Origin of the sequence: Chryseobacterium sp. HR92, assembly GCF_045689405.1 — a bacterium.
In the GTDB taxonomy this organism is placed as follows: domain Bacteria; phylum Bacteroidota; class Bacteroidia; order Flavobacteriales; family Weeksellaceae; genus Chryseobacterium; species Chryseobacterium viscerum_A.
In genome coordinates, this window is sequence record NZ_CP139139.1 from 1,928,680 (window position 1) to 1,951,010 (window position 22,331).

Consider the following 22,331-nt stretch of genomic DNA (forward strand, 5'->3'; position numbering starts at 1 on the left):
TAAAATGATGGAGTTAGAAAACTTTAAAGAACTTTGGAATAAAGATACAGGACAGGAATCTCCTGAAATTTCTCTTGAAAAACAGAAGGAAATACATTCCCCGTTGCAAATGCTGAAAGTGAATATGGAAACTGAGTTTTGGCTGATGATTGTAACGCTGCCTTTACTTTTGACCAATTTCCCGTTTGCTTCTGCCGATTCTAATATTAAAATTATATCCGCATTTGTCACAATCCTGACCATTGTTATTATCGTCTATTTTTATTCACGTTTTCTGAAATTGTATAAGCTGCTTCAAAAGAATAGTATCAATACAAATTATGATTTGTTCAATCTTAAAAGCCAGCTGCTCATATCAAAAGAAATCTATATAGCTTATTATGTTTCCTATATCCCTCTTGGGTTTCTTCTCTCTCTGATCAGAATTAATTTCCATTTTGAGATGGAATATAACCTGGCCATCTTCGGGATCAGCCTTCTGATTACCCTGCTCTTGATTGCTTTTATCATAAAATACTGGATCTATTATATGTACGGAAGGTATATTGATGATGTAGTACGTTTGGTAGATGAACTTAACGAGATTGAAATAAGCCCCAGACCCGAAAAGAAAAAAACATGGTTTGAGCGTTCACAGAAATTTTTCATGAATAAAATGGGCATTAAAGGAAATATTCTGAATACCGTTATATGGTTTGTTTCAATGTATGTTTTTATCATTTTATTTTTGACACTCGTTTTTTTGATTGTCATCATAGCCGGTGCCAAGCTGAACCTTCTTGATATAGGATCCTTACAAAGAGCCTTAAATAAACTGAACTAGAAGTTTAATTTAAATACAGAAGAACCTGACAGATAACCTGTCAGGTTTTTTTTATTAAGAAATGTAACATTTCTTGTTTTATTCTACTAACTGTGAAAAAATATTAAATAATTGATTTATAATACAATACTATTCTCAAAATAGTAAACCTATAAAAACACACAATGAGAGCCTGGCAGTATTTTTCTGTCGGGTTTTTTTATTTCTTTTGTAAAATACTGTAACAATTTTTTTAAATGAAAACTAACTCTATAGAGTAACAAATCATGATCTCATTAGAACAAGAGTTTATAAGTCAAATTGAACAGCATAAAGGAATCCTATTTAAGATTTCTAAAATGTACATGACTGAAAAAGATGACCGGGATGATCTTTTTCAGGAGATTACCTATCAGCTCTGGAAAGCATTTCCTGGTTTCAGAGGTGAAAGCGAATTTTCAACATGGCTATACAGAATTGCTTTGAACACGGCCATTATTTTCCTTAAATCAGAAAAAAGAAGAAGCTTTATTGCCCGTGAAGATTTTTCCAATCATATCATTGTGCAGGAAGACTATGATTACCGCAAAGAAGAGCGCCTGGCTGAAATGTATAAAGCTATTCATCAGCTCAATCCCATTGATAAAGCCTTTATATTTTACTATCTGGAAGATTTTTCCGGAAAGCAGATTGCAGAACAGATGGGAATTTCTGAAGGAAATGCAAGAGTGAAAATGAACCGAGCAAAAAATAAACTGAAATATATCTTAAGCCAAATAAAAACCAACAAACATTAAAAATCAGTAATCCAATGAATATCGATGAATTGAAAAACACCTGGAATGAAGATATTATGGAGGAAACTCCGGAAATAAGTATAGAGCAAAGAAATAAACTGAATCTTCCCCTTGAAAAAATACGTAAAAACATGCGTGTGGAATTTTGGTGGGTGATAGGGATTTTTGTTTTTGCTTTTTTGGTTTGCTCAGTCTGCAGGCCATTTAAATTGCAATTGTATATAACGGTTTTAATTGCCTCCATGCTTATTGTTACCGTTTTCTTCTTCAGTAAATTCTTTAAACTCTATAACGAAATCAGTAATACTGCACCTAAGACCTACGATTCTCTGAAAGATCTGGTGATGCAGCTGAATCTGAATAAACAGTATTATCTTTCATATTACATCAGTTTTGCTCCCTTTCTGGTATGTGAAATATTGATTGTCCTGGAATTTATCCCATGGCCAAAGCCTTTGAGTGAACTAAAAATTGCAGTGATCTTAATCGGTTCTGTGATTGGAGGATTATTTTTACTCTACCTGGCCGGGAAATTCTGGTTTCATCGTTATTACGGAAGATACATGCAGCATATTGAAAATCTTTTGGAAGAGTTGAAAAAATAGATAAGATTTTGGCGGGCCGAAAGCCCGCCAAAATCTTTATAAATTATTGTCCTTTATGGTCTTTTTCTTTAGCAATTTCATTTTTTATCCAATCCAGCTGCGGGTCTTTTCTGTCAATGATATCCTGCATGCTTTCAGTAACCACTACATCAGGAATAACACCTTTCCGTGAGTCTGAAAACTTGATATTGGGCTGTACCAGAAGTAATCCGATAGGGAACCTGATCTCAGAATTAGGCAGTTTCTGATAAGAATAGAAACCTGCAACTGTTCCGTCATTGGCACCACCAGTTTCTTCACCTACAAGAGTTGCCCTTTTATCATTCTTAAGCTTGGCGGTAATAATAGAAGATGCAGAGAAGCTTCCTCCGTTGATCAATACAAAAACTTTTCCGTGGAAAGCTTGTTTATTAGGCTTTGTAGGTTTATCAGCTTTCATTTTATAGAAAACCTTTCCGTCTTTTTTATACGTACTGAAAGCCTGTGCGAAGAAATAACTTGGATAGGCAATACTTTTAAGAGCGTATTCTAAAGGATTACTTTTTCTGAAATAATTTGTGCGCAGTGGAGTATCTCTTGATGTGACCTGAGAAGGTTTGATCAGGGTAAAAGGAGCGTCCGCTAAATAGGAATACAGGTTATTGATCTCATAGAGAGAGCCTCCATAGTTATTTCGGACATCTATGATGAGGTAGGGAGCTTTGGCCTCATTGATCTTGGCAAAGGTCTTTTTATAAAATTCATCAGAATAATCTCTGGAGAAACTTTGTACCTTTATATAAGCAATAGTGCTGTCTTTATCCAGGAATTTAAAACTTCTGTTATAAGAATTACTTGAAGCTACATAATCGTTCAGTTTCTTTTCCAGTGTTTTTTTCTTCATTTCCTTATCCTTCTCAAGATCAGAGTCAGATTTTATTTCTCTGCTTAATGTATAGGATTTTTTTTCACCCTGATAAAGTGTTTCAAGAATTGCTTTACTTCCAAAACCGTTCTCTGCAGTATAAAAATTAAAGAAAAGATCTTTTAAAAAATAAGGATGAAAAGTCGTATTATCACCATCACTGCTGATCAGACTTCTGTATTTCTTTATATAATCCGAAACAGGAATATTGTTGATTGATAGAATTTCAGTTCCGGGTTGTATATGCTCAATAGAATCTCTGTTTTGAATGATATACATCTGATCACCTGATATATAATATTCAAAACGGCTGAACATTCCTTTCTGATGTTCCAGTCTTTTAAACTCCCTTTTTGTAAACTTCTTTCTGGGAATTCTCAATGAAAGATGCCCTTCACGGATTCCTGCAATAACCGGCTGAAGTTTAAAATAAAACTGAAGAGGAGTAAGAGATTCAGTAAGAGTCTGTTTAAGACTGTCAAATTTATGGTCCAATTCCTTCTTGGGAATATACCAATATAATTGAGGGTGCATTTGCTGTAATTTTGAATATGCAAAGTCCACATCCTCTTTGAGTTGCTCCGGTGGAATACATGAAGCCCGCTGTTCGTTGTGTTTCCTTATAGAGGCACAAGACGAAAGTATTGCGAGAAGAAATATTACCGAATAATTTTTCAATAGATCTGAGTTTTTTAGGGTGCTAAAATAGAAAGTTTAAAATTAATCATGACTTAAATGACTAATAAATTTTCCAAAATACATGATAAATTTAGTTAAAAAATGCACTGAAACTGAATGAATTTTCATTTAAAGGCAAAAGTCAATACATTTGATGTTTATTTTGTACAGATGATTTACTGGATTATTACGACTATCGCTGTTTTGACAGTTACTTTTTTTATAGTGATCAATATGAAGGCATTTGGCGGGGTGCCAAAAGGAAAGAGGCTGAAACGCATCAGGCAGTCAAAACTCTATAAAAGGAAGCAATTCCAGAATATCAGCCATACTCCTTCCATTACAGAAGGCTACAAAATGTCGAAAGTGATTTATGATTTCTTTTTAGGAAAAAAAGATCCACTTTTGAAGCCTTTGAAAAAAATTCCATCTCTTCATACTGATTTAAAAAACAGAGACAAAAATCAGGATGTGTTTATCTGGCTGGGACATTCATCTTATTATCTGCAGACAGATGGTATTTCGTTCCTGATTGATCCTGTATTGAGTTTATATGGTTCACCTTTCAAATACTTTAACAAAGCTTTTAAAGGATCAGATATCTTTAAACCTGAAGATATTCCCAATGTGGATTATCTGGTAATAACCCATGATCATTTTGACCATCTGGATTACCCGACTGTAAAATCTATCAAAGACAGAACGGGGATGGCTATCTTACCTTTGGGAGTGGGAGCGCATCTGGAAAGATGGGGATATGCTGAAAACTCGATGATTGAAGAAGAATGGGGAACTGAGGTGAATCTGAAAAATGATATAAAAATTGTTTTTACCCCTGCCAGACATTTTTCGGGTAGAAGAACCAGGAAGAATGATACCCTGTGGAGCTCCTATGTTCTGATAACACCTACAAAGAAGATTTTCTTAGGAGGAGACAGTGGTTATGATACTCACTTTAAAACAATTGGTGAACAATATGGTCCTTTTGATTATGCAATTCTTGAGAACGGACAATATGGGGAAGCATGGAAATACATTCATACACTGCCGGAAGATGTTATTCAGGCTGGTATTGATCTCAATACAGAACGTATCATTCCTGTTCACGCAGCAAAATTTGCACTCGCACTTCACCCATGGAATGAACCTTTACAAAAGATAACTGCTCTAGGAAAAGAAAAAGGATTGAATATCCTCACTCCGATGATCGGAGAGGTAGTAGATCTGAATCAGCATGAACAGCAATTTACAGCCTGGTGGGAAGACTGATCAGGCATGCCAGATGTCTTTATATCTCACAGGATGATTTTCAAACTGTTGTCGCACAAAATCACATTCCGGATCTACAAGCAAATCTTTTTCCTCCGCGTAGCGTACCAGCTCATCCAGCAATAGTTTGGCGTATCCTTTTCCTTCACGCTCTTCATCAAGTTTCGTATAATACACAATAAGCAATCTTCCGTCAACCTCTATAGACATATAACCTGCCTTTTTTCCATCAATAAAGAGCTGCAATTCATCCTGATATGGAGATACCTGAAACTTTATATTTTCCATGATAATGTAAGATTTGGTTGATAAAAAATAATTCGGAGAATTTCCAAAAAACATTCTCTCCACTAAAATTACGAAATTAAATAATATGAAATAATAGTTTTCGGGAATCTTAACGAAATTTATAACATAATGATTAAAAGATAAAAGATAAAAGATAAAAGATAAATGATAAATGATAAATGATGTTGTTAATAAAATTCAATAGGGGTGGGCTTTAGCCCAGCCAGACTTTAAAAAACATCCATTGGCTTTAGCCAAGACTTACAATATTACTCTTTAAAATCCCGAATTTAATTCTAATTTACTGATTGTCATAAACCTCTGTTTAACGAAATGAATTGTATTCTGATTATAATTTCAGGGTGATTAACATGTAATAATTTCATGAAAAATTATAATGTATTTGGAAGATAATCAGTTGTTTATGCTTTTTTTAAATAAATATTAGGATTTACAATTAAGATTTGGCACTTTAATTGACTATATCATCATGTTTAATTTAAAAGGGGAATGAAATGAAAAAGTTACTTTTAACAGCATTTCTGGTTGGGACATTTAGTTTGAGTTATGCCCAGTCAGATTATTACAATGATTACAGAAGGAGTATTTCGGATGTTAACTGGCAAAGAGTTGTTGCTGATCTGTTGCTGTCTACAACACAGGCAAACCAGATTTATGTACTCAATGACCGATATCGTGACTATGACACATGGAACAGGGTGTATGTGGTAGAACCGGGAAGATGGAGAAACGACCGTTATTCGGAGTTGGAAAGAATTCTGGGTAGAGAAAAATATATCATTTTTAAAAAGAAATATTATAGAGGTCAAAACCCTGTGATTGTTTACGGCAGAAATAAGAACGATTATAAAAAATATCGTAAACAACAGGAGAAATATTATAAAAATCAGGAAAAATACTATAAAAAGCAATCTAAACATCACGGTCGTGGGCATGGCCACGATGATGATTGGGATTAAAGCATTATCAACTATATATTCACTTTTAAATGGCTGGCATCTTGTCAGTCATTTTATTTTTCCGGCCTCAAATATTATTGTTATTTAATTTGTTTGAATTTTATAACTTTGATCTATGGAATCACACGAGTCACTTAAAGGTTTTTATGAAAGGAATGCTCCCAATCTGGCATCACAGTGTATTGGAGTCAGCAGGATGGGGCACTTCAATGTATTTTCACGGGAATATTGTTCTCCGTTGACTCCCTATAGCAGAAGAGATTATTATAAGATTTCACTGATCATAGGAAAAGGAAAATTACATTATGCTGATAAATGGATTAAAGTAGACCGGCCTGCTTTATTGTTTTCAAATCCTATTATTCCTTATTCCTGGGAAGCAGATGATGAAGACCAGAAAGGCTGGTTTTGTCTGTTTACCGATCAGTTTTTACATAATGGAAGCCGAATGGGAAACCTTCAGGATTCCCCGCTGTTCAAGATTGGTGGAACTCCGGTTTTCTTTGTGGACGAAGAACAGCAGAGGATACTTTCTGATATTTATACGAAAATGATGACGGAAATTCAGTCGGATTATATTCACAAATATGATATGCTGAGAGCTTACCTTCACCTGATGATTCACGAAACCATGAGAATGCAGCCGGCAGAAAGTTTTGAGCCTTATCAGAATGCTTCACAGCGGGTTGCTTCCTTATTTATGGAACTTCTGGAAAGACAATTTCCAATTGACAGCCCTGAAGCCTTTTTAAAATTAAAAACCCCCAATGACTATGCTCAGAGTCTTTCCATACATGTGAATTCTTTAAACCGTTCTGTAAAAGAAATCACAGGAAAAACAACCAGCCAGCAGATTACAGGAAGAATTATTCAGGAAGCCAATGCTTTACTGAAACATACAGACTGGAATGTTGCTGAAATCGCCTACGGATTAGGCTTTGAAGAACCCGCTTATTTTACCAATTACTTTAAAAAACAAACCGGAATTACTCCTAATGCCCTAAGAATGGATATTGTTTGAATTTTATAATTCTTGGTTTGAATTCTATATCAGAATTAGTCCTTTCATGTTCTAATTTTGTCTTATAAAATTAAATCATACCTATCATGAAATTTAAAAAATTAGGAAACACAGACGAACAGTTATCAGCAATTGGTTTAGGATGTATGGGAATGAGCTTTGCTTATGGTCCTACAGATGAACAGGAAAGTATCAATACTTTACACCGAGCTTTGGATTTAGGCGTTAACTTCTGGGATACGGCAGATATGTATGCCAATGGAGAAAACGAAAAACTAATCTCTAAAGTTTTGGTTCCGAACAGGGATAAGATTTTTATTGCAACCAAATTCGGTTTCAGGTTTAAAGATGGTAAAGCAAGCCACAGCGGAGCTCCCGGAACTTATTTTGACGGTTCTCCGGAATGGATCAGAAAGGCAGTAGATTTAAGTCTTCAAAGATTAAAAATAGATACTATTGACCTGTACTATGCTCACAGAGTAGATCCCAATGTTCCGGTAGAGGAAACAGTAGGTGCAATGGCAGAGCTGGTAAAAGCGGGCAAAGTGAAGTATATCGGATTATCCGAAGCTTCAGCAGAATCTATCAGAAAAGCTAATAAAATTCATCCGATTGCAGCATTACAGTCAGAATATTCTATCCTTACAAAGGATGTTGAAAAAGAAATTTTACCAACTATCAGAGAACTGGGAATTTCTTTAGTACCTTATTCACCGTTGGCAAGAGGTCTTTTTACCAATATTTATGATGTACAGAACCTGGGGGATGATGACTTCAGAAAATCTTTACCGCGCTATCAGCAGGAGTATCTTGAAAATAATACCAAACTGGCCAACGAGATTAATGAATTTGCTGCTTCCAAAGGAGTAAAAGGAACTCAACTTGCCCTGGCCTGGGTATTGAATCAGGGAGATGATATCATCCCGATTCCGGGTACCAAACGAATTAAATACCTGGAAGAAAATATTGCAGCCGTCAATATTGAACTTTCCCAATCAGATCTGGATACTATTGATGCCATTCTGAAAAAATATCCGAATGTGGGAGAAAGATATACTGAAGGTTCAATGAAACTGGTAAACAATTAAAGACTATTATAAAAAACTGAGTTCCTGCTTATGATGGAGCTCAGTTTTTTGTTATTATTCTCAAGGAGGAATGTATAATATGAAAAAAACTAAATTATGAACAGAAGAGAACTGTTAAAGAATGGTTTATTGGCAGGAACATTAAGTATGATTCCTTTTTCCAGTGTACTGGCAGAAACTCCAAAAACATCTGAAAAGACAGGTGATGATCTTTCCGGCTTTAAAAAACTGAAGCTTGGAGAATTAGAACTTTTTGTTCTTACAGACGGATATATTCATGAAGAAAATCTCAATGCATTTGCTCCCAGAGGAACTGTTGCTGAGCTGAAATCAATTCTTAAAGATAATTTCAGACCGGAGAATTATATTGATATGGCCATGAATATTCTATTGGTTAAAACAAAGAATAAACTCATCTTGTTTGATACCGGAATGGGCATTTTTGCTGATGAGAGGACCGGGTTTTTATTAAAAAGCCTCCAAAAAGCAGGCTTCTCGGCAAAAGATATTACTGATGTTTTTATTTCCCATGCCCACCCCGATCATATTGGCGGTGTCGTTGATAAGAAACAAAATCTGGTTTTTCCGAACGCCAATATTTTCATTTCAAAAATTGAACATGATTTTTGGATGAAAGCTACTATAAAGGATTTTGATAATAGTGCTTTGAAAAAACAGCCTGAACTGCTTAATCAGATTATCCCTGCTGTTCAAAACATTCTGAAAACGATTCAGCCGAAACTGAAATTTTATGATCTAAACAATCCACTGTACGATTCTTTCAGTTTTCAGCTGGCTCCCGGTCATACTCCGGGTTTAACAGTAACAACTATCTCCTCAGGGAATGAAAAGCTGATCTACATTGCCGATTTGATTCATTCCGATATAATCCTTTTTCCACATCCTGAGTGGGGCTACTTTGGAGACACCGATCTGGATATTGCAACAACTTCAAGGAAAAAACTGCTGAGACAATTGGCAGATACTAAAACCAGAGCAATTGCCTGTCATTTGCCATGGCCGGGTCTGGGCTTTACAAAAACAAAATCTGGTGCATTTGAATGGTTTCCGGAAAGTTTTATGAATTAGGTAATAGGGTTTAGATAATAGGTTGCAGGGATTAGGGATTAAGAATTAGGGATGCTCTGACCAGGATTAATAAATATGCGCTCAGTATTCCCCTCCTCCGGAGGGGTGGCAAAAATTCAAAGAATTTTTGACGGGGGGGCAAATAAATCATATATGCAATACAATCAATAGCAGCGGACTTTAGTCCGCTTTCAAAAACAGTACTCATCCGGCTTCAGTCAAAACTTATTCATCATTCAACTAAAACAACAGATTCTCCCGGACAATGGGAGGATCTGTTTCAACATAAGAAAAAATTAGAGTTTTATCATTATCAAGCCTCTCCAAATATCAACTCAGGAGAATACAGTTTTCTGAACATCAGATAAGTAATTGTAAGTACAGAAAAAGCAACTATTGCATCTATTGTAGACGAAAAACCCAGTACTGCTATTTTTGAGAAGAAAGCAAAGAGGATATCGAAAAACATTCCTGCAAATACCCATTCTTTCAGCCTCAGTAATCTGTTGGGAAGCAGAAGAACAAGAACACCTGAAATTTTAAAAACACCCAGTATATAAATGAAATGAGGAGGATAGCCAAGCTGTTGGGTGATGTCCCAAACGACAGGGTTTTTTGTCAGTTCAAAGAAACCGCTGGCTCCAAACCATAATGATATAAAAATAGCTCCTGCCCAATAGATGATTTTTGTTGTTTTTGTTTTCATTGTAGTATTATTTTTAGTTGTTATTATTACTGTTTTGTGTAAACGTTATTTGAAGATTGTTTTTGCTGATCCTGATGTATTTCCTGTTTTTGGATTTTGAATAAAAGCTATGACCTCCCAGTTTTCAGGAGAAAAGCCGTCGGGAAGCTTAAAGGTTGTTGTTCCTACCGGCTGTTTATTCAGTGAGATCTGATTTTGCTTATGAACAATCTGCCAGTGGTGCAGATGGCGGCCTTCATTTTCACCTTTACCTACCTGAGTGGAAGAATGTTTTTCAACCAGATTAATGAGAAGCATATTCTTAGGATCAGTGTCAGAGGTTTTATACTGTACCTTGATTTCCTGTTGAGAAAGAGTTGCCGATAGTTCTATATTTGTTTTTTTAGAATTAAATAAGGCTTTCCGGATTGCATTTTTGATATTGTTTTCATCAGACCCTACAAATTCCGCTTTTCCATTGACAACCAACTGTGGAGTATAAACCTGTGAATTTAAGATACGGCTGTACTGCTGTTGCCGTTGTGAGTTCTCAGCAGTGCTGAATCTGTCTTTCCATCCGAGGCGGTTCCAGTAATCCACATGGTAGGAGAGAAGGTAAACAGGTTCGTCCTTATATTCTTTTTCAATTTTTCCCATCAGTTCATCTGCTGGTGGGCAACTGGAGCAGCCTTCTGAAGTGAAGAGTTCCAAAACAGCAAAACCGTTTTCTGTGGTTGGATGCTGTACTGTCTTTTGGATTTTATCTTGGTGAATAAATGCTGAAGTAGCAAATAATAATGTGGTAAAAGCGCTTACCGTGATTAAGTTTTTTAGTATCATGTCTTTTAATTTGATTCAAAAGTAGATACTCTGGAAAGGCAGAAGAATACAAAAAAAGGTTAACCGGACAAATTGAAAGGTAAACCCGGAAATTGTGAAGGGGATTTTTTATAGGGGAAGAGGGAGGCTGGAAGTACTCCAGGTCTTTGATAGGAATAGCGTTTTCTAATAAAGTATCAGAATCAAATAGAAAAACCCTGATTATTTCAATCAGGGTTATCATTTATTTTTTTTAAACTTCTATAGATTAGAACAGCTCCCAGCCCCAAACTTCCTTACTCATTTACCTGTCTTCCAGCCAAGTAAAGAAACTATGCGTTTTTTCTTTATTAATGAGAAGCTTTTCGGGAGTTTCAATGGTGAGTTTTACCAGTATTTTACGCTGAAAATAATGCTCCATCTCTTTAATGGCTTTAAAATTAACAAGATATTGCCTGTTGACCCTGAAGAATTGTTTATCAGAGACCTGTTCCGCGACTTGTCCCAAAGGCTGACTAAGGGAAAACTGCTCTTTGCCGAAGGTTACCAAATGGGTTATTTCATTATGGATATAGAAATAAGCAATATCATCCGTAGGAATCGTTGTATATTTCTGATTTTTAAAAACCAGAAAACTGCTTTTACCGGAAGGCTGAGCGATTTTTTGTATAATGGATTCTAAATCCGGCAGATCATTCTTCTGAAAGAATTTTTTCAGTTCATCAACTTTTCTCAGAGCTTCAGCAATATCTTCTTTGGAAAATGGTTTTAAAACATAATCAACACCCTTGCTCTTAAAAGCATCCAGCATATACTGATCAAAGGCGGTACAGAAAACCACAGGGCATGTGATGTCTACTGATTTAAAAATCTCAAATGAAAGTCCGTCCGAAAGATGGATATCCATAAAAATAAGATCAGGCTTGAGCTCCTTTAAGCCTTCAATACTTGTTTCGATACTGTCATAAACTCCCAGTATCTTTGAGTCCGGTTTTAAATCTGAAATTAAATTCTGAAGGGATTTTGCGGCCCTGAATTCGTCTTCAATAATGATGATATTCATGAATTAATGGTAGTTTTATCTGAAAGATTTTTTCGTCTGAGTTAATTGTAATTTCCTTTTCCAGTAAGTGTTTGTAACGCATTTTAATATTGTCAAGTCCAACTCCCAGAGAGTCTTCTGTATTTATCTTTCGCTGTATAGGATTTTCAATTACAATTTGAGCGCCAGCGGTATAGATTTTAATATGTAAAGGTTTACTTTGTGAAACAATATTGTGCTTGATGCAGTTCTCCACCAAAAGCTGAAGAGTGAAGGGAGGAATAAGGGTTTGAGCTGATTCCTTTCCAAGCTCGTTGGTAAATTTAATTCCTACTCCAAAACGGGCTTTCTGAAGAAAAAGATAAGAATCTACGATTTTCATTTCTTCCTGTACACTGATGAGGTCCAGTTTTCTGCTTTCGAGAGTAAATCGGTAAAAGTCAGAAAGTTTTACAATGAAATCAACTGTTTCTTCGTCATGCGTTTCTGCCATTAATTTTAATGTATTCAGGCTATTGAAGAGAAAATGTGGATTGATCTGTTGTTTCAATAATTCATACTGAGCCCCAAGATTGTCACTTTTTACCTTTTCCAGTTCAAGCTGTATCTGCTGGCCTGTATAGTTATTTTGAAGCAGTGTTAGAAACATATAGCATACCAGGTTGATTAAAATTCCTCTTACTTCGACCATCAGCATTACCGGACCAAAATTGATATGAGATAAAATAAGCTGCTGAATCCAGGCAAGCGCAAACATAATCACCATTCCGAAAGCCAGTACCACCATCAATCTTGAGTAGGAAATATGCTGTCTGCGTTTTCCAGTACGGTTCAGCATATAAATATTGAGATACCACATGATGACGGAGAAAGCTGCTGTAATCGCTGAATTGACTACTGCTTCTTTCCAGTTGAATGCATGAGAAGCCAGCTGAGGTACAGAAGATAAAACTCCCAGGAAAATAGAGCTTATCCAGATAATGGCTGGTGAGATTTTTATTTTTTGCTGTTGCATGAAATCCGCTGATTTGAAAAAGTTAAATTAATGTTTTTTATTGAAAATATTATGATAAATAGTGAAATCGGAGTTTTTTATTACGGCCTGTTTACAGGTTGGTAACTCATAAAATATTGTATTCTTTCTTCTTTATCAGGAGAGCTGTTTTGTGGCAGATCATTTTTTAGATCATAAGATATATTTCCAAGATGATCAGCCTGAACAGTTTCAATACTTACCAGTTCTCCGGTGATTGTTCCGCCAATATATTGAGGATTATCATGATACTTCCAGGTTACCAGTTTCATAACAGCACCTGCTTCCGGTGTCTGGCTTTCCTTTGATAAAGATTCCAATGCTTTTTCATTTCCGTATAAAGCGGACATCGTTTCTCTCTTAGGGTTTAAAGAATTGGAAATAAATTTGAGATGACCCGGGTCAAAAACAACCCTTGAAAGCCCATTATTTGTATCATTATTTTCTTTGCTGCAAGCGGTAAGAGAAACCAGGCTTACCAATAAGATCAGAATTGTATTTTTCATTTTTTCTGTAAATTTTGGATTAATCTTTGAGTATTTACTTTCATTGGAACATCAAACAGATACCCTGTTTTCTCTGCCAGCTGTCTGTGGCAGGCAATACATGATTCTTTGGCGAAAGAAGCTGTTTTTCCGGTTGGATGGAGATCATAGCCGGAGAATTTTGCAAATCCCCAACCTTCAGTATCTTTATATTGTCTGGAATCTTTTACCATAAATTGTGCATTGATAAATTTTCCGGGTCTGATTTCTCCGTCAGGCAACACCTGTTGTTTCCATACAGATTTTACCACAATGCTTCCGTCTGGCCACGGGTGAAAGTTCTCTGTTTCCACAGCTTTTACAGCGATGTCATTTCCATAGATCACGCGGATGGAATTGTCAAAAAGAGTACTCATACTGATGACTTTCCAGTTTTTGAAATCAGGGGTGTATTGAACTCCATTGGGGGAAACCGGAAATTTTGTTGATGCCGGAATAGGTACAATGGATGAGGCCTGAGGTGTTTCAATCTTTTTTTGAGCTGATGGGTTTGCTGAGGATAATGAAAGTGTATATTTTTTAATCGTTTCAATATCTTTTGCTGTAATCTTTGCCGAAGGATGCAGAAGAGTGTATTCATGAAGAGGCATTTTTCCACTTTGCATCATATTGAGAATAGCATACATTTTTCCCTGATGTTCAGCTGGAGACAACTTTTCCCATTCTGAGAAATTCAGGACTTCTCTGGCTCTTTTAATATCTTTATTGACAGCCCAGGAAACAGGAGCAATTTTATCATACCAGCTTAGATTCTGCTGATTGGAATGACAGTTGAAACATGAGTTTTCAAGAATACTAATGACTTCCCTCGGTGCTTCAATTTTTCCTGTAACCGGTTTTCCTTCCAAAGGTTGGCTGAATAACTGCAGGCCTCCTAAAACTCCTAGCATAGCCAGAAATATGATGGCAATGGGATTTCTTTTTTTCTTTGTGGTATCCATATGAGTATTGTTTTTATTTTCTGATTCAAAAGTAGGCGGGTAGTGCGTGCTGTAAAACGGAAAACAGGCCGAGTTGGACAAATCAAAAGGTGAATCCGGAATTTTTAACCCTGAAAATACACATGAAAAATCCCGGCAATTGTTTTACCGGGATTCGATGGAATCTATCATTTATAAAGTAATGCCACCATCTATCACAATTTCAGTACCTGTGATAAATCCTGAAAGCTGATTATCTGATAAATAAGTAACCAGTTGAGCGACTTCTTCAGCGGTTCCCATTTTCTTCATTGGAATCTGATCTACAAGCTGGCTGTTGATATTCTTCAATGTCTCTTCATCCAGTCCGGCCTTACTCATGATTTCGGTTTTTATAGGTCCCGGGCTTATCATGTTCACTCTGATTTTTTTTGGAGCTAATTCTGCTGCCGCCGTTTTGGCAATTGAGTTTAATGCTGCCTTGCTTGCCTGATATGCCGAACTGTTGGGCTTGTAGGTAGAAGCAACAATAGAAGATAAAAAGATGACAGAAGCTCCGTCATTCAATAAAGGAATAAATTTGCTTAATGTAAAATAAGCACCTCTGAAATTAATATTCATCACCTGATCAAAATTTTCTACATCCATATTTTCAATAGGTGTCAGAGTTCCTGTAATGCCTGCATTAATAAACAGAATATCTGCTTTACCAAATTTTTCCTCTACTTGTTTCTTCAACAGATCTATGTCTTCAAGATTAGCCTGATCTGCAATGAACGGAACAGCACCGATTTCCTGAGCTGCCTTTTCCACCACCTCTTTTCGTCTTCCGGTAATAATTACGGTTGCTCCTTCTGAAATAAGTTCTTTTGCTGCAGCGAATCCTATTCCGCTGTTTCCTCCTGTTACGATAGCCAGTTTGTTACTGAATTTTTTCATTGTAAAATTTTTTTGACAAAGTTATTTCAAAATGGTATACTTTTGTAATCAGTATCACAGAGTATACCAGTATCATGAATGATATCACTTAACTTTGCAACTATGGAAAGAGATCAGACAGAAGAGCTTAGAGCCCTGCAGGATACCCTTTATTTTATCGGAGGGAAATGGCGGATTCCGGTGATCAACTCACTTTGTAACGGTAACAGACGCTTCAGGGAAATTGAACGCAGTATTCCCGGAATTACTACCAGAATGCTTTCAAAAGAACTGAAAGACATGGAGCTGAATAAACTCTTAAAACGTACCGTTTACCCGGAAACTCCTGTTTTAATAGAATATGAACCCACAGAATACTGCAGAACCTTTGGAAACATCATTCAGGAGATGATTAATTGGGGAAGAGAACATAGGAGAGTGATTGTGGAGGATAGGTAGCAGATAGAAGGTGTTAGGTTGCAGGAATTAGGGATTAGGATTAGGGATTAGGGATTAGGGATTAGGGATGTGCCGACCTTGATGAGTAAATATGTACTTAGTATTCCCCTCCCTTGGAGGGATGGCAAAAATTCAAAGAATTTTTGACGGGGTGGTTAAACAAAAAAAGCCCCTTTAAAAAAGGAGCTTTTAATCTATATCAAAACGAACAATTAAATTCCGTCAATGATTTCATTTAAAACTGTGCTAGGTCTCATTGCTGCATACGTTTTATACGTATCAGTTTTGTAGTATCCTTCAATGTTCTGAGGTTTACCCTGAGCACCAATTAATTCAGCATTGATTACTTCTTCGTTTTCCTGCATTGCCTGAGCAACAGGAGCAAACTGAGCAGCCAATTCAGCATCAGCAGTCTGGTTAGCTAACGCTTCAGCCCAATACATTGCTAAATAGAAGTGAGAACCTCTGTTGTCAATCTGACCTACTTTTCTTGCAGGAGACTTGTCTGTTGCTAAGAATTTAGCATTTGCTTCATCCAGTGCATCAGCTAAAATCTGAGATTTTGTATTCCCCTGAGTTTGTGCCAAGTGCTCTAAAGAAGCCTGAAGTGCTAAGAATTCACCTAAAGAATCCCATCTTAAGTATCCTTCTTCTAAGAACTGCTCAACGTGTTTTGGAGCAGAACCTCCGGCACCTGTTTCAAATAAACCACCACCATTCATTAATGGAACAATAGAAAGCATTTTTGCAGAAGTACCAAGCTCAAGGATTGGGAAAAGGTCTGTTAAATAATCTCTTAATACGTTTCCTGAAACAGAGATGGTGTCTTTTCCTTCTCTTGCTCTCTTAAGTGTTTCAGTCATTGCATCTTTTACATCAAGGATTCTGATGTCAAGACCTGTTGTATCATGATCAGCAAGATATTTTTCTACTTTCTTGATGATTTCTCTGTCGTGAGCTCTTCCTTTGTCTAACCAGAAGATGGCCGGAGTATCAGATAATCTTGATCTGTTTACCGCTAGTTTTACCCAGTCCTGGATAGGAGCATCTTTAGTCTGGCACATTCTGAAGATATCATCTTTTTCAACTTTCTGAGAAAGAAGAACATTTCCTGCTTCATCCTGAACTTCTACAGTTCCGTCAGCAGATAACTGGAAAGTTTTGTCGTGAGAACCATATTCTTCAGCTTTCTGAGCCATTAATCCAACGTTTGGAACAGATCCCATTGTTGTAGGATCTAATTTTCCGTGCGCTTTCATATCGTCAATTACAGACTGATAGAAACCTGCATAAGAACGGTCTGGAATAATACAAACTGTATCTTCTTCGTTTCCGTCTTTGTTCCACATTTTACCTCCACCTCTTACAAGAGCAGCCATAGATGCATCAACGATGATGTCAGAAGGTACGTGGAAGTTAGTAATTCCTTTATCAGAATTTACCATTGCCACTCTAGGTCCGTTTGCCAAAGCAGCTTCAATATCAGCTTTGATGTCAGCTTCCTGAGCATTTCCTTTGATTTTATCGAAAAGATCAGCAAGACCGTTATTTGGATTGATGTCTAAAGACTTGAAAGTCTCAGCATATTTAGTAAATACTTCTTTGAAGAAAGTCTCAACGATAGCCCCGAAAATAATTGGGTCAGAGATTTTCATCATGGTTGCTTTAAGGTGGGCAGAAAGAAGTACATTTCTTTTCTTAGCTTCCTCAATAGCCTCCTGAACGAATGCTTTTAATGCATTTAAGTTCATTACAGAAGAATCAATGACTTCACCAGCCTGAAGACCTGCGAAGTCTTTTAATACAGATTCAGAACCATCGTTTCCTTTGAATACGATTCTGTATTTTGTTGCATTTTCTAATGTTGTAGAATTTTCTGTACCGTAGAAATCACCATTGTTCATGTGAGCTACGTCAGTTTTGCTGTCAGACGCCCAGTCACCCATTCTGTGAGGGTTGGCTTTTGCATAGTTTTTAACAGCTTTTGGAGCACGTCTGTCAGAGTTTCCTTCTCTTAATACAGGGTTTACAGCACTTCCTAATACTTTCGCATATTTAGCTTTGATTGCTTTTTCTTCGTCATTTTTAGGCTCTGCAGGATAGTTTGGAACCGCGAAACCTTTACCTTGCAGTTCAGCAATAGCTGCATCCAATTGAGGTACAGAAGCAGAAATGTTAGGTAACTTAATGATATTAGCGTCAGGTTGAGTCGCCAATTCTCCTAGTTGAGCCAGAGCATCACTGATTTTTTGGTCGTCTTTTAAAAACTCAGGGAAGTTTGCTAGAATTCTTCCTGCCAAAGAAATATCCGGAACCGCGATTTCGATATTTGCTGATTTAGTAAAAGCTTTTACAATAGGTAAAAACGAGTGAGTAGCCAGCATTGGAGCTTCATCAGTAAGTGTGTAATAGATTTTTGATTTTTCTGACATTATACTGTAATTTTTTATTTGAAATTTTAAGTCCCACAAATTTAGTAAATATCATTGTTTTATTTGAGATATTTCCATAAAAAAAAGAGGCTTTTGACTCTTTAATTTTATATCTGTGTAATTGTATAGTTCCAGGTTGCATCATTATTTTTTTTCAGGCTGCAGACTTATAAGGAATTATATTTTAAGTCTGATTATCAGATGGGTGGTTTTTATTTTTACTTTAAGATTAATTTAACCATAATAAGACTGGAAAAATTTTCTTTTTTGATTAAATTTGAAAAACTAAAAAAATAAATATTATGTCAACGACAATCACTTTAAAAGGAAACGAAGTACACACAATAGGAACATTACCATCTGTAGGAACCACTGTAAAAGATTTTGCTTTGGTAGACTCAGGATTAGCGGTAAAAACTCTTGAAACTTTTGCAGGAAAGAAAAAAGTATTCAATATTTTCCCAAGCATTGATACACCTACTTGTGCTGCTTCTTCCAGAAAATTCAATGAAGAGGCTTCAAAACTTGACAATACAGTGGTAATCAACGTTTCTAAAGACCTTCCATTCGCATTAGGAAGATTCTGTGCTGCTGAAGGCTTGAATAACGTAGAAACACTTTCAGATTTCAGAAGCAGCTTCGGAGATGATTATGAAGTGACTATTGCAGACTCTCCTTTGAAAGGACTATTGAGCCGTGCCGTGATCGTTACAGACGAAAACAACAAAGTAGTATATACTGAGCAGGTTCCTGAAATTGCTGATGAGCCTAATTATGATGCTGCTCTTGCTGCATTGAACAAATAATATAAATAATTTTTGTAGAAAAGCCTTGTGAATCATTTTGCAAGGCTTTTTTTGAATATAAAATCTAATCAAATCACACCAAATGACGTCAAATAATTATAAGAAATATGGAGAACTTTTCCAGGTAGACTCGGATCATTTTGAAGAGTTCTATGCTTTACTTCATGATACCAAGCTATTAAAATCTGATTTTTTTCTCAAGCAGGGAGAAAAATGCAAGTATTTGGGCTTTATCAAAAAAGGTACTATCAGGTCTTTCTATATCAATGATCAGGGCCGCGAAATTAATTTCGGATTCTATTTTGAAAATGAATTTTTTACAGATTACGAAAGCATTCTGTGTGATACCGTATCCAATATGAACATCCAGGCGTTGGAAAACTGTGAAATTCTACTGCTGAGTAAAGATCATCTCCAGGATTTATATAAAAGAGAAGCATACTGGCAGCAATTCGGGAGAGTGATGAGTGAAAAAATTTATCTTGATGCCAAAAAACGGATTGATGATCTGTTGTGCTTTTCTCCAGAAAAAAGATATCTCAATCTTGTCAAAAAACAGCCTGCACTCTTTCAGAAAATAGCCCAGAAACACATTGCCAGTTACCTCGGCGTAACAGAGCAGTCACTCAGCCGAATAAGAAGCCGTATCGTTAATTAACTTAAGTTAACGTCCACTGATATTTTAAACCGTAGCTTTATCATCATCAAATTTTAACACAATCATTATGGAACAAAAAGATTTAACCATTATTTTGGTACACGGAGCATGGGGAGACGGATCACACTGGCAATACGTTATTCCTTCACTTACAAAAGCAGGATATAAAGTAAGAAGTGTTCAGAATCCATTAACATCACTTCAGGACGATATTAATAAGACTAAAGATCTTATTGATGCCCAGGAAGGGAAAGTACTTTTAGTAGGACATTCTTATGGAGGAGCTGTTATTTCAGGAGCCGGGCATCATGATAAAGTAGCCGGACTGGTTTATATTGCTGCTTTTGCACCTGATGCAGGAGACAGCCTTGGATCTCTGTTAGGAAGAAGAGAATCGCCGGGTGGAGCGAGTATTTATCCTGATAACAAAGGTTTTTTATGGATCAAATACGATGAATTTAAATCTGCTTTCTGTCAGGATTTGGATGATGAAAAAGCATTGGTGATGTCCTTATCACAAAAGCCAATTCACGGTCAGTGTTTTGGGGATGTAGCGGGAGAACCTGCCTGGAAAACCCGCCCAAGTTGGTATCAGATCTCATTGCAGGACCGTATGATCCCTGCAGAAACAGAAAAAGAAATGGCGGAACGTCTTGAGCCTAAGAAAATAATCTCTTTGGATGCGGGACATGCTTCATTGGCATCACATCCTGAAGAAGTTACCCAATTGATTTTAGAAGCAGCTGCTTCCGTTTAATAAAAGATACAACACAATAATTGATTAAGCCTTGTGAAATTTTACGTAATTTCACAAGGCTTTTTTAATGAAAAACTAGTACAAAATGGTAAAAAGAATCGTAGCAAATATTAAAACGAATGATCTTTCCAGAGCCAATCAGTTTTATCAGGAAATCTTGGAACTGGATGTGTTGATGGATCATGGCTGGATTAAAACGCTGGGGAATGATGAAGAAGCAAAAGTTCAGATCAGCTTTGCTGAACAGGGAGGAAACGATACGGAAGTTCCCGATCTTTCCATTGAAGTAGATAATGTGGATGAAGTTTACAACAAAATGAAACATGCCGGTTTTGAAATCACTTACGAACTTACCAATGAAGACTGGGGTGTCCGAAGGTTTTTCGTTAAAGATCCTTTTCAGAAACTGATCAATATACTGACTCACCAATAAAAATTTACTATGAAAGCAGAACGTATTATTCCTATACTAAGAATCTTCGATTATCAGAAAACAAAAGAATTTTATGTAGACTGGCTGGGATTTGAAATTGTATGGGAACATTATTTCGATGAAAATACACCCGTTTATATGGAGGTAAAAAGAGAAAATATCATTTTCCATTTAAGCGAGCACCATGGAGATGGAACACCGGGAACACGAGTTGCTGTCTGGGGTGAAGGCGTTCCTCAATATCATAAAGAACTGATAGACAAAAAATACAAATACAATCGTCCCGGACTTGAAAAAACGTTTTACGGAGCCGTATCTTTTACCGTAATTGATCCTTTTGGAAATAAAATTACCTTTGAAGAAGAATATGATGAATCAAAACATAAAGATCTGGAGCTGTATTCTCACGATTGATTTTGATCAAACGATATAACAGATAGACTTTATAACGCTATGTTGTCCAATATACATCAGGAGTTTGAAGTTCCGGAAGAATTAAAGGATACCATTAAATGCTTTTGGTATAACAGAAGGGATTATGGAGAAGAACTGTCCGAATTTACAGTACTTCCGGATGGTTATGCAGAAATCATCTTTCATTTTGGAAGTGGATGCAGTATTTCTCATCAGGGAATTCTACAGGCTTTGCCTTCTCCATTCATCATGGGACTGCTCAATCAGCCTGCTCTTTTTTATGCTCAAAACCAGCTGGAAATTATCGGGATAAGATGTTTTCCATGGGCTGTTTTTGACTTACTGGAACTTTCATCAGAAAAAACAGAAAACGGAGTTCATACTTTTGAACATCCTGTTGCAACGCTTCAAACCGGATTGAATGATCTCATCAGTCAGAAGAAAATAGAGGAAGCTATTGTACTGATAGAACAGTATTTTTTGAAATTACACAAGCACATTACAGTAAACAGTCTCCTTTTCAAAGCAGGAGCTGCCATGAGAAAAAATAATGGAGCAATTCCTGTAAATCAGATAGCTGATTCTGCTCATACAACAGTTCGGACGTTGGAAAGAAAGTTTAAACAATCTTCTGGTCATACCGTAAAAGATGTCTCCGGAATTATGCGTTTTGAACAGATAAGAAACCGTCTGTGGCATGCTCCGGAAGCTTCTATTGCTGAACTTGCCCAGGAATTCGGATATGCAGACCAATCCCATTTAAGCAGAGAATTTAAACGCTACAGCGGTACAACACCTGCTGTTTTCGCACGGGAAGCAAGAAAAAGAAAGCAAATCTTAAGCAATGATTTTGTCGCATTTGTACAAGCATGATACAACTACATTCTGG

At 36.5% G+C, this 22,331-nt stretch carries 25 protein-coding genes; 15 read left to right on the top strand and 10 right to left on the bottom strand.

Annotation, left to right across the window (positions count from 1 at the left end; genetic code table 11):
* Nucleotides 1-4: 4 nt before the first annotated feature.
* The 3 genes from SFA27_RS08560 (at nt 5) to SFA27_RS08570 (ending at nt 2,204) form a co-directional block, all read left to right on the top strand.
* Nucleotides 5-823: a hypothetical protein gene (locus SFA27_RS08560; RefSeq protein WP_407297664.1), complete on the top strand. Its 819-nt coding sequence runs from the start codon at nt 5-7 to the stop codon at nt 821-823.
* 266 nt (nt 824-1,089) lie between these two features.
* Nucleotides 1,090-1,599 carry an RNA polymerase sigma factor gene (locus SFA27_RS08565; RefSeq protein ID WP_407297666.1) on the top strand — a complete coding sequence of 170 codons (510 nt, stop codon included), beginning with the start codon at nt 1,090-1,092 and terminating at the stop codon, nt 1,597-1,599.
* A 14-nt stretch (nt 1,600-1,613) separates the two neighbouring features.
* Nucleotides 1,614-2,204, top strand: a complete 591-nt coding sequence (locus SFA27_RS08570; protein WP_407297668.1) for a hypothetical protein — start codon at nt 1,614-1,616, stop codon at nt 2,202-2,204.
* A 43-nt stretch (nt 2,205-2,247) separates the two neighbouring features.
* On the opposite strand, the gene SFA27_RS08575 is transcribed toward SFA27_RS08570, so the two are convergent.
* On the bottom strand, nt 2,248-3,642 hold the full coding sequence (locus SFA27_RS08575) for a S41 family peptidase (protein ID WP_407297670.1): 1,395 nt from the start codon (nt 3,640-3,642) through the stop codon (nt 2,248-2,250).
* A gap of 261 nt (nt 3,643-3,903) precedes the next feature.
* On the opposite strand from SFA27_RS08575, the gene SFA27_RS08580 reads away from it, so the two are divergent.
* The gene (locus SFA27_RS08580) at nt 3,904-5,055 is read left to right on the top strand and encodes an MBL fold metallo-hydrolase (protein WP_407297672.1); all 1,152 of its coding nucleotides are present in this window, start codon (nt 3,904-3,906) and stop codon (nt 5,053-5,055) included.
* On the opposite strand, the gene SFA27_RS08585 is transcribed toward SFA27_RS08580, so the two are convergent.
* Nucleotides 5,056-5,343 carry a GNAT family N-acetyltransferase gene (locus SFA27_RS08585; RefSeq protein WP_047377616.1) on the bottom strand — a complete coding sequence of 96 codons (288 nt, stop codon included), beginning with the start codon at nt 5,341-5,343 and terminating at the stop codon, nt 5,056-5,058.
* A 515-nt stretch (nt 5,344-5,858) separates the two neighbouring features.
* On the opposite strand from SFA27_RS08585, the gene SFA27_RS08590 reads away from it, so the two are divergent.
* From SFA27_RS08590 to SFA27_RS08605, 4 genes are all read left to right on the top strand, one after another.
* The gene (locus SFA27_RS08590) at nt 5,859-6,323 is read left to right on the top strand and encodes a hypothetical protein (protein ID WP_264517603.1); all 465 of its coding nucleotides are present in this window, start codon (nt 5,859-5,861) and stop codon (nt 6,321-6,323) included.
* Nucleotides 6,324-6,438: 115 nt separating this feature from the next.
* Nucleotides 6,439-7,344 carry an AraC family transcriptional regulator gene (locus tag SFA27_RS08595; RefSeq protein WP_047377614.1) on the top strand — a complete coding sequence of 302 codons (906 nt, stop codon included), beginning with the start codon at nt 6,439-6,441 and terminating at the stop codon, nt 7,342-7,344.
* A gap of 86 nt (nt 7,345-7,430) precedes the next feature.
* Nucleotides 7,431-8,432 carry an aldo/keto reductase gene (locus tag SFA27_RS08600; RefSeq protein WP_264517605.1) on the top strand — a complete coding sequence of 334 codons (1,002 nt, stop codon included), beginning with the start codon at nt 7,431-7,433 and terminating at the stop codon, nt 8,430-8,432.
* Between the two features lie 96 nt (nt 8,433-8,528).
* Nucleotides 8,529-9,521 carry an MBL fold metallo-hydrolase gene (locus SFA27_RS08605; protein WP_047377612.1) on the top strand — a complete coding sequence of 331 codons (993 nt, stop codon included), beginning with the start codon at nt 8,529-8,531 and terminating at the stop codon, nt 9,519-9,521.
* 313 nt (nt 9,522-9,834) lie between these two features.
* On the opposite strand, the gene SFA27_RS08610 is transcribed toward SFA27_RS08605, so the two are convergent.
* The 7 genes from SFA27_RS08610 to SFA27_RS08640 form a co-directional block, all read right to left on the bottom strand.
* Nucleotides 9,835-10,227 carry a DoxX family protein gene (locus SFA27_RS08610; protein WP_407297676.1) on the bottom strand — a complete coding sequence of 131 codons (393 nt, stop codon included), beginning with the start codon at nt 10,225-10,227 and terminating at the stop codon, nt 9,835-9,837.
* 45 nt (nt 10,228-10,272) lie between these two features.
* Entirely contained in the window at nt 10,273-11,046 is a 774-nt protein-coding gene (locus SFA27_RS08615) for a thioredoxin family protein (protein WP_264517607.1), read from the bottom strand.
* Nucleotides 11,047-11,329: 283 nt separating this feature from the next.
* Nucleotides 11,330-12,088 carry a LytTR family DNA-binding domain-containing protein gene (locus SFA27_RS08620; protein ID WP_047377609.1) on the bottom strand — a complete coding sequence of 253 codons (759 nt, stop codon included), beginning with the start codon at nt 12,086-12,088 and terminating at the stop codon, nt 11,330-11,332.
* Nucleotides 12,069-13,082, bottom strand: a complete 1,014-nt coding sequence (locus tag SFA27_RS08625; protein WP_264517609.1) for a sensor histidine kinase — start codon at nt 13,080-13,082, stop codon at nt 12,069-12,071. The genes SFA27_RS08620 and SFA27_RS08625 overlap by 20 nt, the downstream gene beginning before the upstream one ends.
* An 80-nt stretch (nt 13,083-13,162) precedes the next feature.
* Nucleotides 13,163-13,606, bottom strand: a complete 444-nt coding sequence (locus tag SFA27_RS08630) for a cytochrome P460 family protein (protein ID WP_264517610.1) — start codon at nt 13,604-13,606, stop codon at nt 13,163-13,165.
* Nucleotides 13,603-14,586 (bottom strand): heme-binding domain-containing protein, encoded by a 984-nt coding sequence (locus SFA27_RS08635; RefSeq protein WP_407297679.1) that lies wholly within the window; start codon nt 14,584-14,586, stop codon nt 13,603-13,605. Before SFA27_RS08635 ends, SFA27_RS08630 begins: the two co-directional genes overlap by 4 nt.
* 171 nt (nt 14,587-14,757) lie before the next feature.
* Nucleotides 14,758-15,504 carry an SDR family oxidoreductase gene (locus SFA27_RS08640; protein ID WP_407297681.1) on the bottom strand — a complete coding sequence of 249 codons (747 nt, stop codon included), beginning with the start codon at nt 15,502-15,504 and terminating at the stop codon, nt 14,758-14,760.
* 102 nt (nt 15,505-15,606) lie between these two features.
* On the opposite strand from SFA27_RS08640, the gene SFA27_RS08645 reads away from it, so the two are divergent.
* Nucleotides 15,607-15,942, top strand: a complete 336-nt coding sequence (locus SFA27_RS08645; RefSeq protein ID WP_047377604.1) for a helix-turn-helix domain-containing protein — start codon at nt 15,607-15,609, stop codon at nt 15,940-15,942.
* Nucleotides 15,943-16,154: 212 nt separating this feature from the next.
* Here SFA27_RS08645 and SFA27_RS08650 read toward each other — a convergent pair whose 3' ends face one another.
* Nucleotides 16,155-18,374, bottom strand: a complete 2,220-nt coding sequence (locus SFA27_RS08650) for an NADP-dependent isocitrate dehydrogenase (RefSeq protein WP_407297684.1) — start codon at nt 18,372-18,374, stop codon at nt 16,155-16,157.
* 302 nt (nt 18,375-18,676) lie between these two features.
* Here SFA27_RS08650 and tpx point away from each other — a divergent pair, with 302 nt between their 5' ends.
* The 6 genes from tpx to SFA27_RS08680 all read left to right on the top strand — a co-directional run bounded on the left by tpx (nt 18,677) and on the right by SFA27_RS08680 (nt 22,315).
* Nucleotides 18,677-19,180 (top strand): thiol peroxidase, encoded by a 504-nt coding sequence (gene tpx / locus SFA27_RS08655; RefSeq protein ID WP_047377602.1) that lies wholly within the window; start codon nt 18,677-18,679, stop codon nt 19,178-19,180.
* An 82-nt stretch (nt 19,181-19,262) separates the two neighbouring features.
* Nucleotides 19,263-19,838, top strand: a complete 576-nt coding sequence (locus SFA27_RS08660) for a Crp/Fnr family transcriptional regulator (protein ID WP_264517614.1) — start codon at nt 19,263-19,265, stop codon at nt 19,836-19,838.
* 67 nt (nt 19,839-19,905) lie between these two features.
* Nucleotides 19,906-20,595: an alpha/beta hydrolase gene (locus SFA27_RS08665; protein WP_047377600.1), complete on the top strand. Its 690-nt coding sequence runs from the start codon at nt 19,906-19,908 to the stop codon at nt 20,593-20,595.
* Nucleotides 20,596-20,680: 85 nt separating this feature from the next.
* The gene (locus tag SFA27_RS08670; protein WP_407297687.1) at nt 20,681-21,028 is read left to right on the top strand and encodes a VOC family protein; all 348 of its coding nucleotides are present in this window, start codon (nt 20,681-20,683) and stop codon (nt 21,026-21,028) included.
* Between the two features lie 9 nt (nt 21,029-21,037).
* Nucleotides 21,038-21,442 carry a glyoxalase superfamily protein gene (locus SFA27_RS08675; protein WP_047377598.1) on the top strand — a complete coding sequence of 135 codons (405 nt, stop codon included), beginning with the start codon at nt 21,038-21,040 and terminating at the stop codon, nt 21,440-21,442.
* A gap of 39 nt (nt 21,443-21,481) precedes the next feature.
* A complete protein-coding gene (locus SFA27_RS08680) occupies nt 21,482-22,315 on the top strand; it encodes a helix-turn-helix domain-containing protein (protein ID WP_407297689.1) in 834 nt (277 codons plus the stop codon).
* The last annotated feature ends 16 nt before the right edge of the window (nt 22,316-22,331 follow it).

Coding starts and splice junctions, on each gene's coding strand:
- SFA27_RS08560 (WP_407297664.1), top strand. CDS start 5: ATGATGGAGTTAGAAAACTTTAAAGAACTTTGGAATAAAGATACAGGA.
- SFA27_RS08565 (WP_407297666.1), top strand. CDS start 1,090: ATGATCTCATTAGAACAAGAGTTTATAAGTCAAATTGAACAGCATAAA.
- SFA27_RS08570 (WP_407297668.1), top strand. CDS start 1,614: ATGAATATCGATGAATTGAAAAACACCTGGAATGAAGATATTATGGAG.
- SFA27_RS08575 (WP_407297670.1), bottom strand. CDS start 3,642: ATGCACCCTCAATTATATTGGTATATTCCCAAGAAGGAATTGGACCAT.
- SFA27_RS08580 (WP_407297672.1), top strand. CDS start 3,904: ATGAATTTTCATTTAAAGGCAAAAGTCAATACATTTGATGTTTATTTT.
- SFA27_RS08585 (WP_047377616.1), bottom strand. CDS start 5,343: ATGGAAAATATAAAGTTTCAGGTATCTCCATATCAGGATGAATTGCAG.
- SFA27_RS08590 (WP_264517603.1), top strand. CDS start 5,859: ATGAAAAAGTTACTTTTAACAGCATTTCTGGTTGGGACATTTAGTTTG.
- SFA27_RS08595 (WP_047377614.1), top strand. CDS start 6,439: ATGGAATCACACGAGTCACTTAAAGGTTTTTATGAAAGGAATGCTCCC.
- SFA27_RS08600 (WP_264517605.1), top strand. CDS start 7,431: ATGAAATTTAAAAAATTAGGAAACACAGACGAACAGTTATCAGCAATT.
- SFA27_RS08605 (WP_047377612.1), top strand. CDS start 8,529: ATGAACAGAAGAGAACTGTTAAAGAATGGTTTATTGGCAGGAACATTA.
- SFA27_RS08610 (WP_407297676.1), bottom strand. CDS start 10,227: ATGAAAACAAAAACAACAAAAATCATCTATTGGGCAGGAGCTATTTTT.
- SFA27_RS08615 (WP_264517607.1), bottom strand. CDS start 11,046: ATGATACTAAAAAACTTAATCACGGTAAGCGCTTTTACCACATTATTA.
- SFA27_RS08620 (WP_047377609.1), bottom strand. CDS start 12,088: ATGAATATCATCATTATTGAAGACGAATTCAGGGCCGCAAAATCCCTT.
- SFA27_RS08625 (WP_264517609.1), bottom strand. CDS start 13,082: ATGCAACAGCAAAAAATAAAAATCTCACCAGCCATTATCTGGATAAGC.
- SFA27_RS08630 (WP_264517610.1), bottom strand. CDS start 13,606: ATGAAAAATACAATTCTGATCTTATTGGTAAGCCTGGTTTCTCTTACC.
- SFA27_RS08635 (WP_407297679.1), bottom strand. CDS start 14,586: ATGGATACCACAAAGAAAAAAAGAAATCCCATTGCCATCATATTTCTG.
- SFA27_RS08640 (WP_407297681.1), bottom strand. CDS start 15,504: ATGAAAAAATTCAGTAACAAACTGGCTATCGTAACAGGAGGAAACAGC.
- SFA27_RS08645 (WP_047377604.1), top strand. CDS start 15,607: ATGGAAAGAGATCAGACAGAAGAGCTTAGAGCCCTGCAGGATACCCTT.
- SFA27_RS08650 (WP_407297684.1), bottom strand. CDS start 18,374: ATGTCAGAAAAATCAAAAATCTATTACACACTTACTGATGAAGCTCCA.
- tpx (WP_047377602.1), top strand. CDS start 18,677: ATGTCAACGACAATCACTTTAAAAGGAAACGAAGTACACACAATAGGA.
- SFA27_RS08660 (WP_264517614.1), top strand. CDS start 19,263: ATGACGTCAAATAATTATAAGAAATATGGAGAACTTTTCCAGGTAGAC.
- SFA27_RS08665 (WP_047377600.1), top strand. CDS start 19,906: ATGGAACAAAAAGATTTAACCATTATTTTGGTACACGGAGCATGGGGA.
- SFA27_RS08670 (WP_407297687.1), top strand. CDS start 20,681: ATGGTAAAAAGAATCGTAGCAAATATTAAAACGAATGATCTTTCCAGA.
- SFA27_RS08675 (WP_047377598.1), top strand. CDS start 21,038: ATGAAAGCAGAACGTATTATTCCTATACTAAGAATCTTCGATTATCAG.
- SFA27_RS08680 (WP_407297689.1), top strand. CDS start 21,482: ATGTTGTCCAATATACATCAGGAGTTTGAAGTTCCGGAAGAATTAAAG.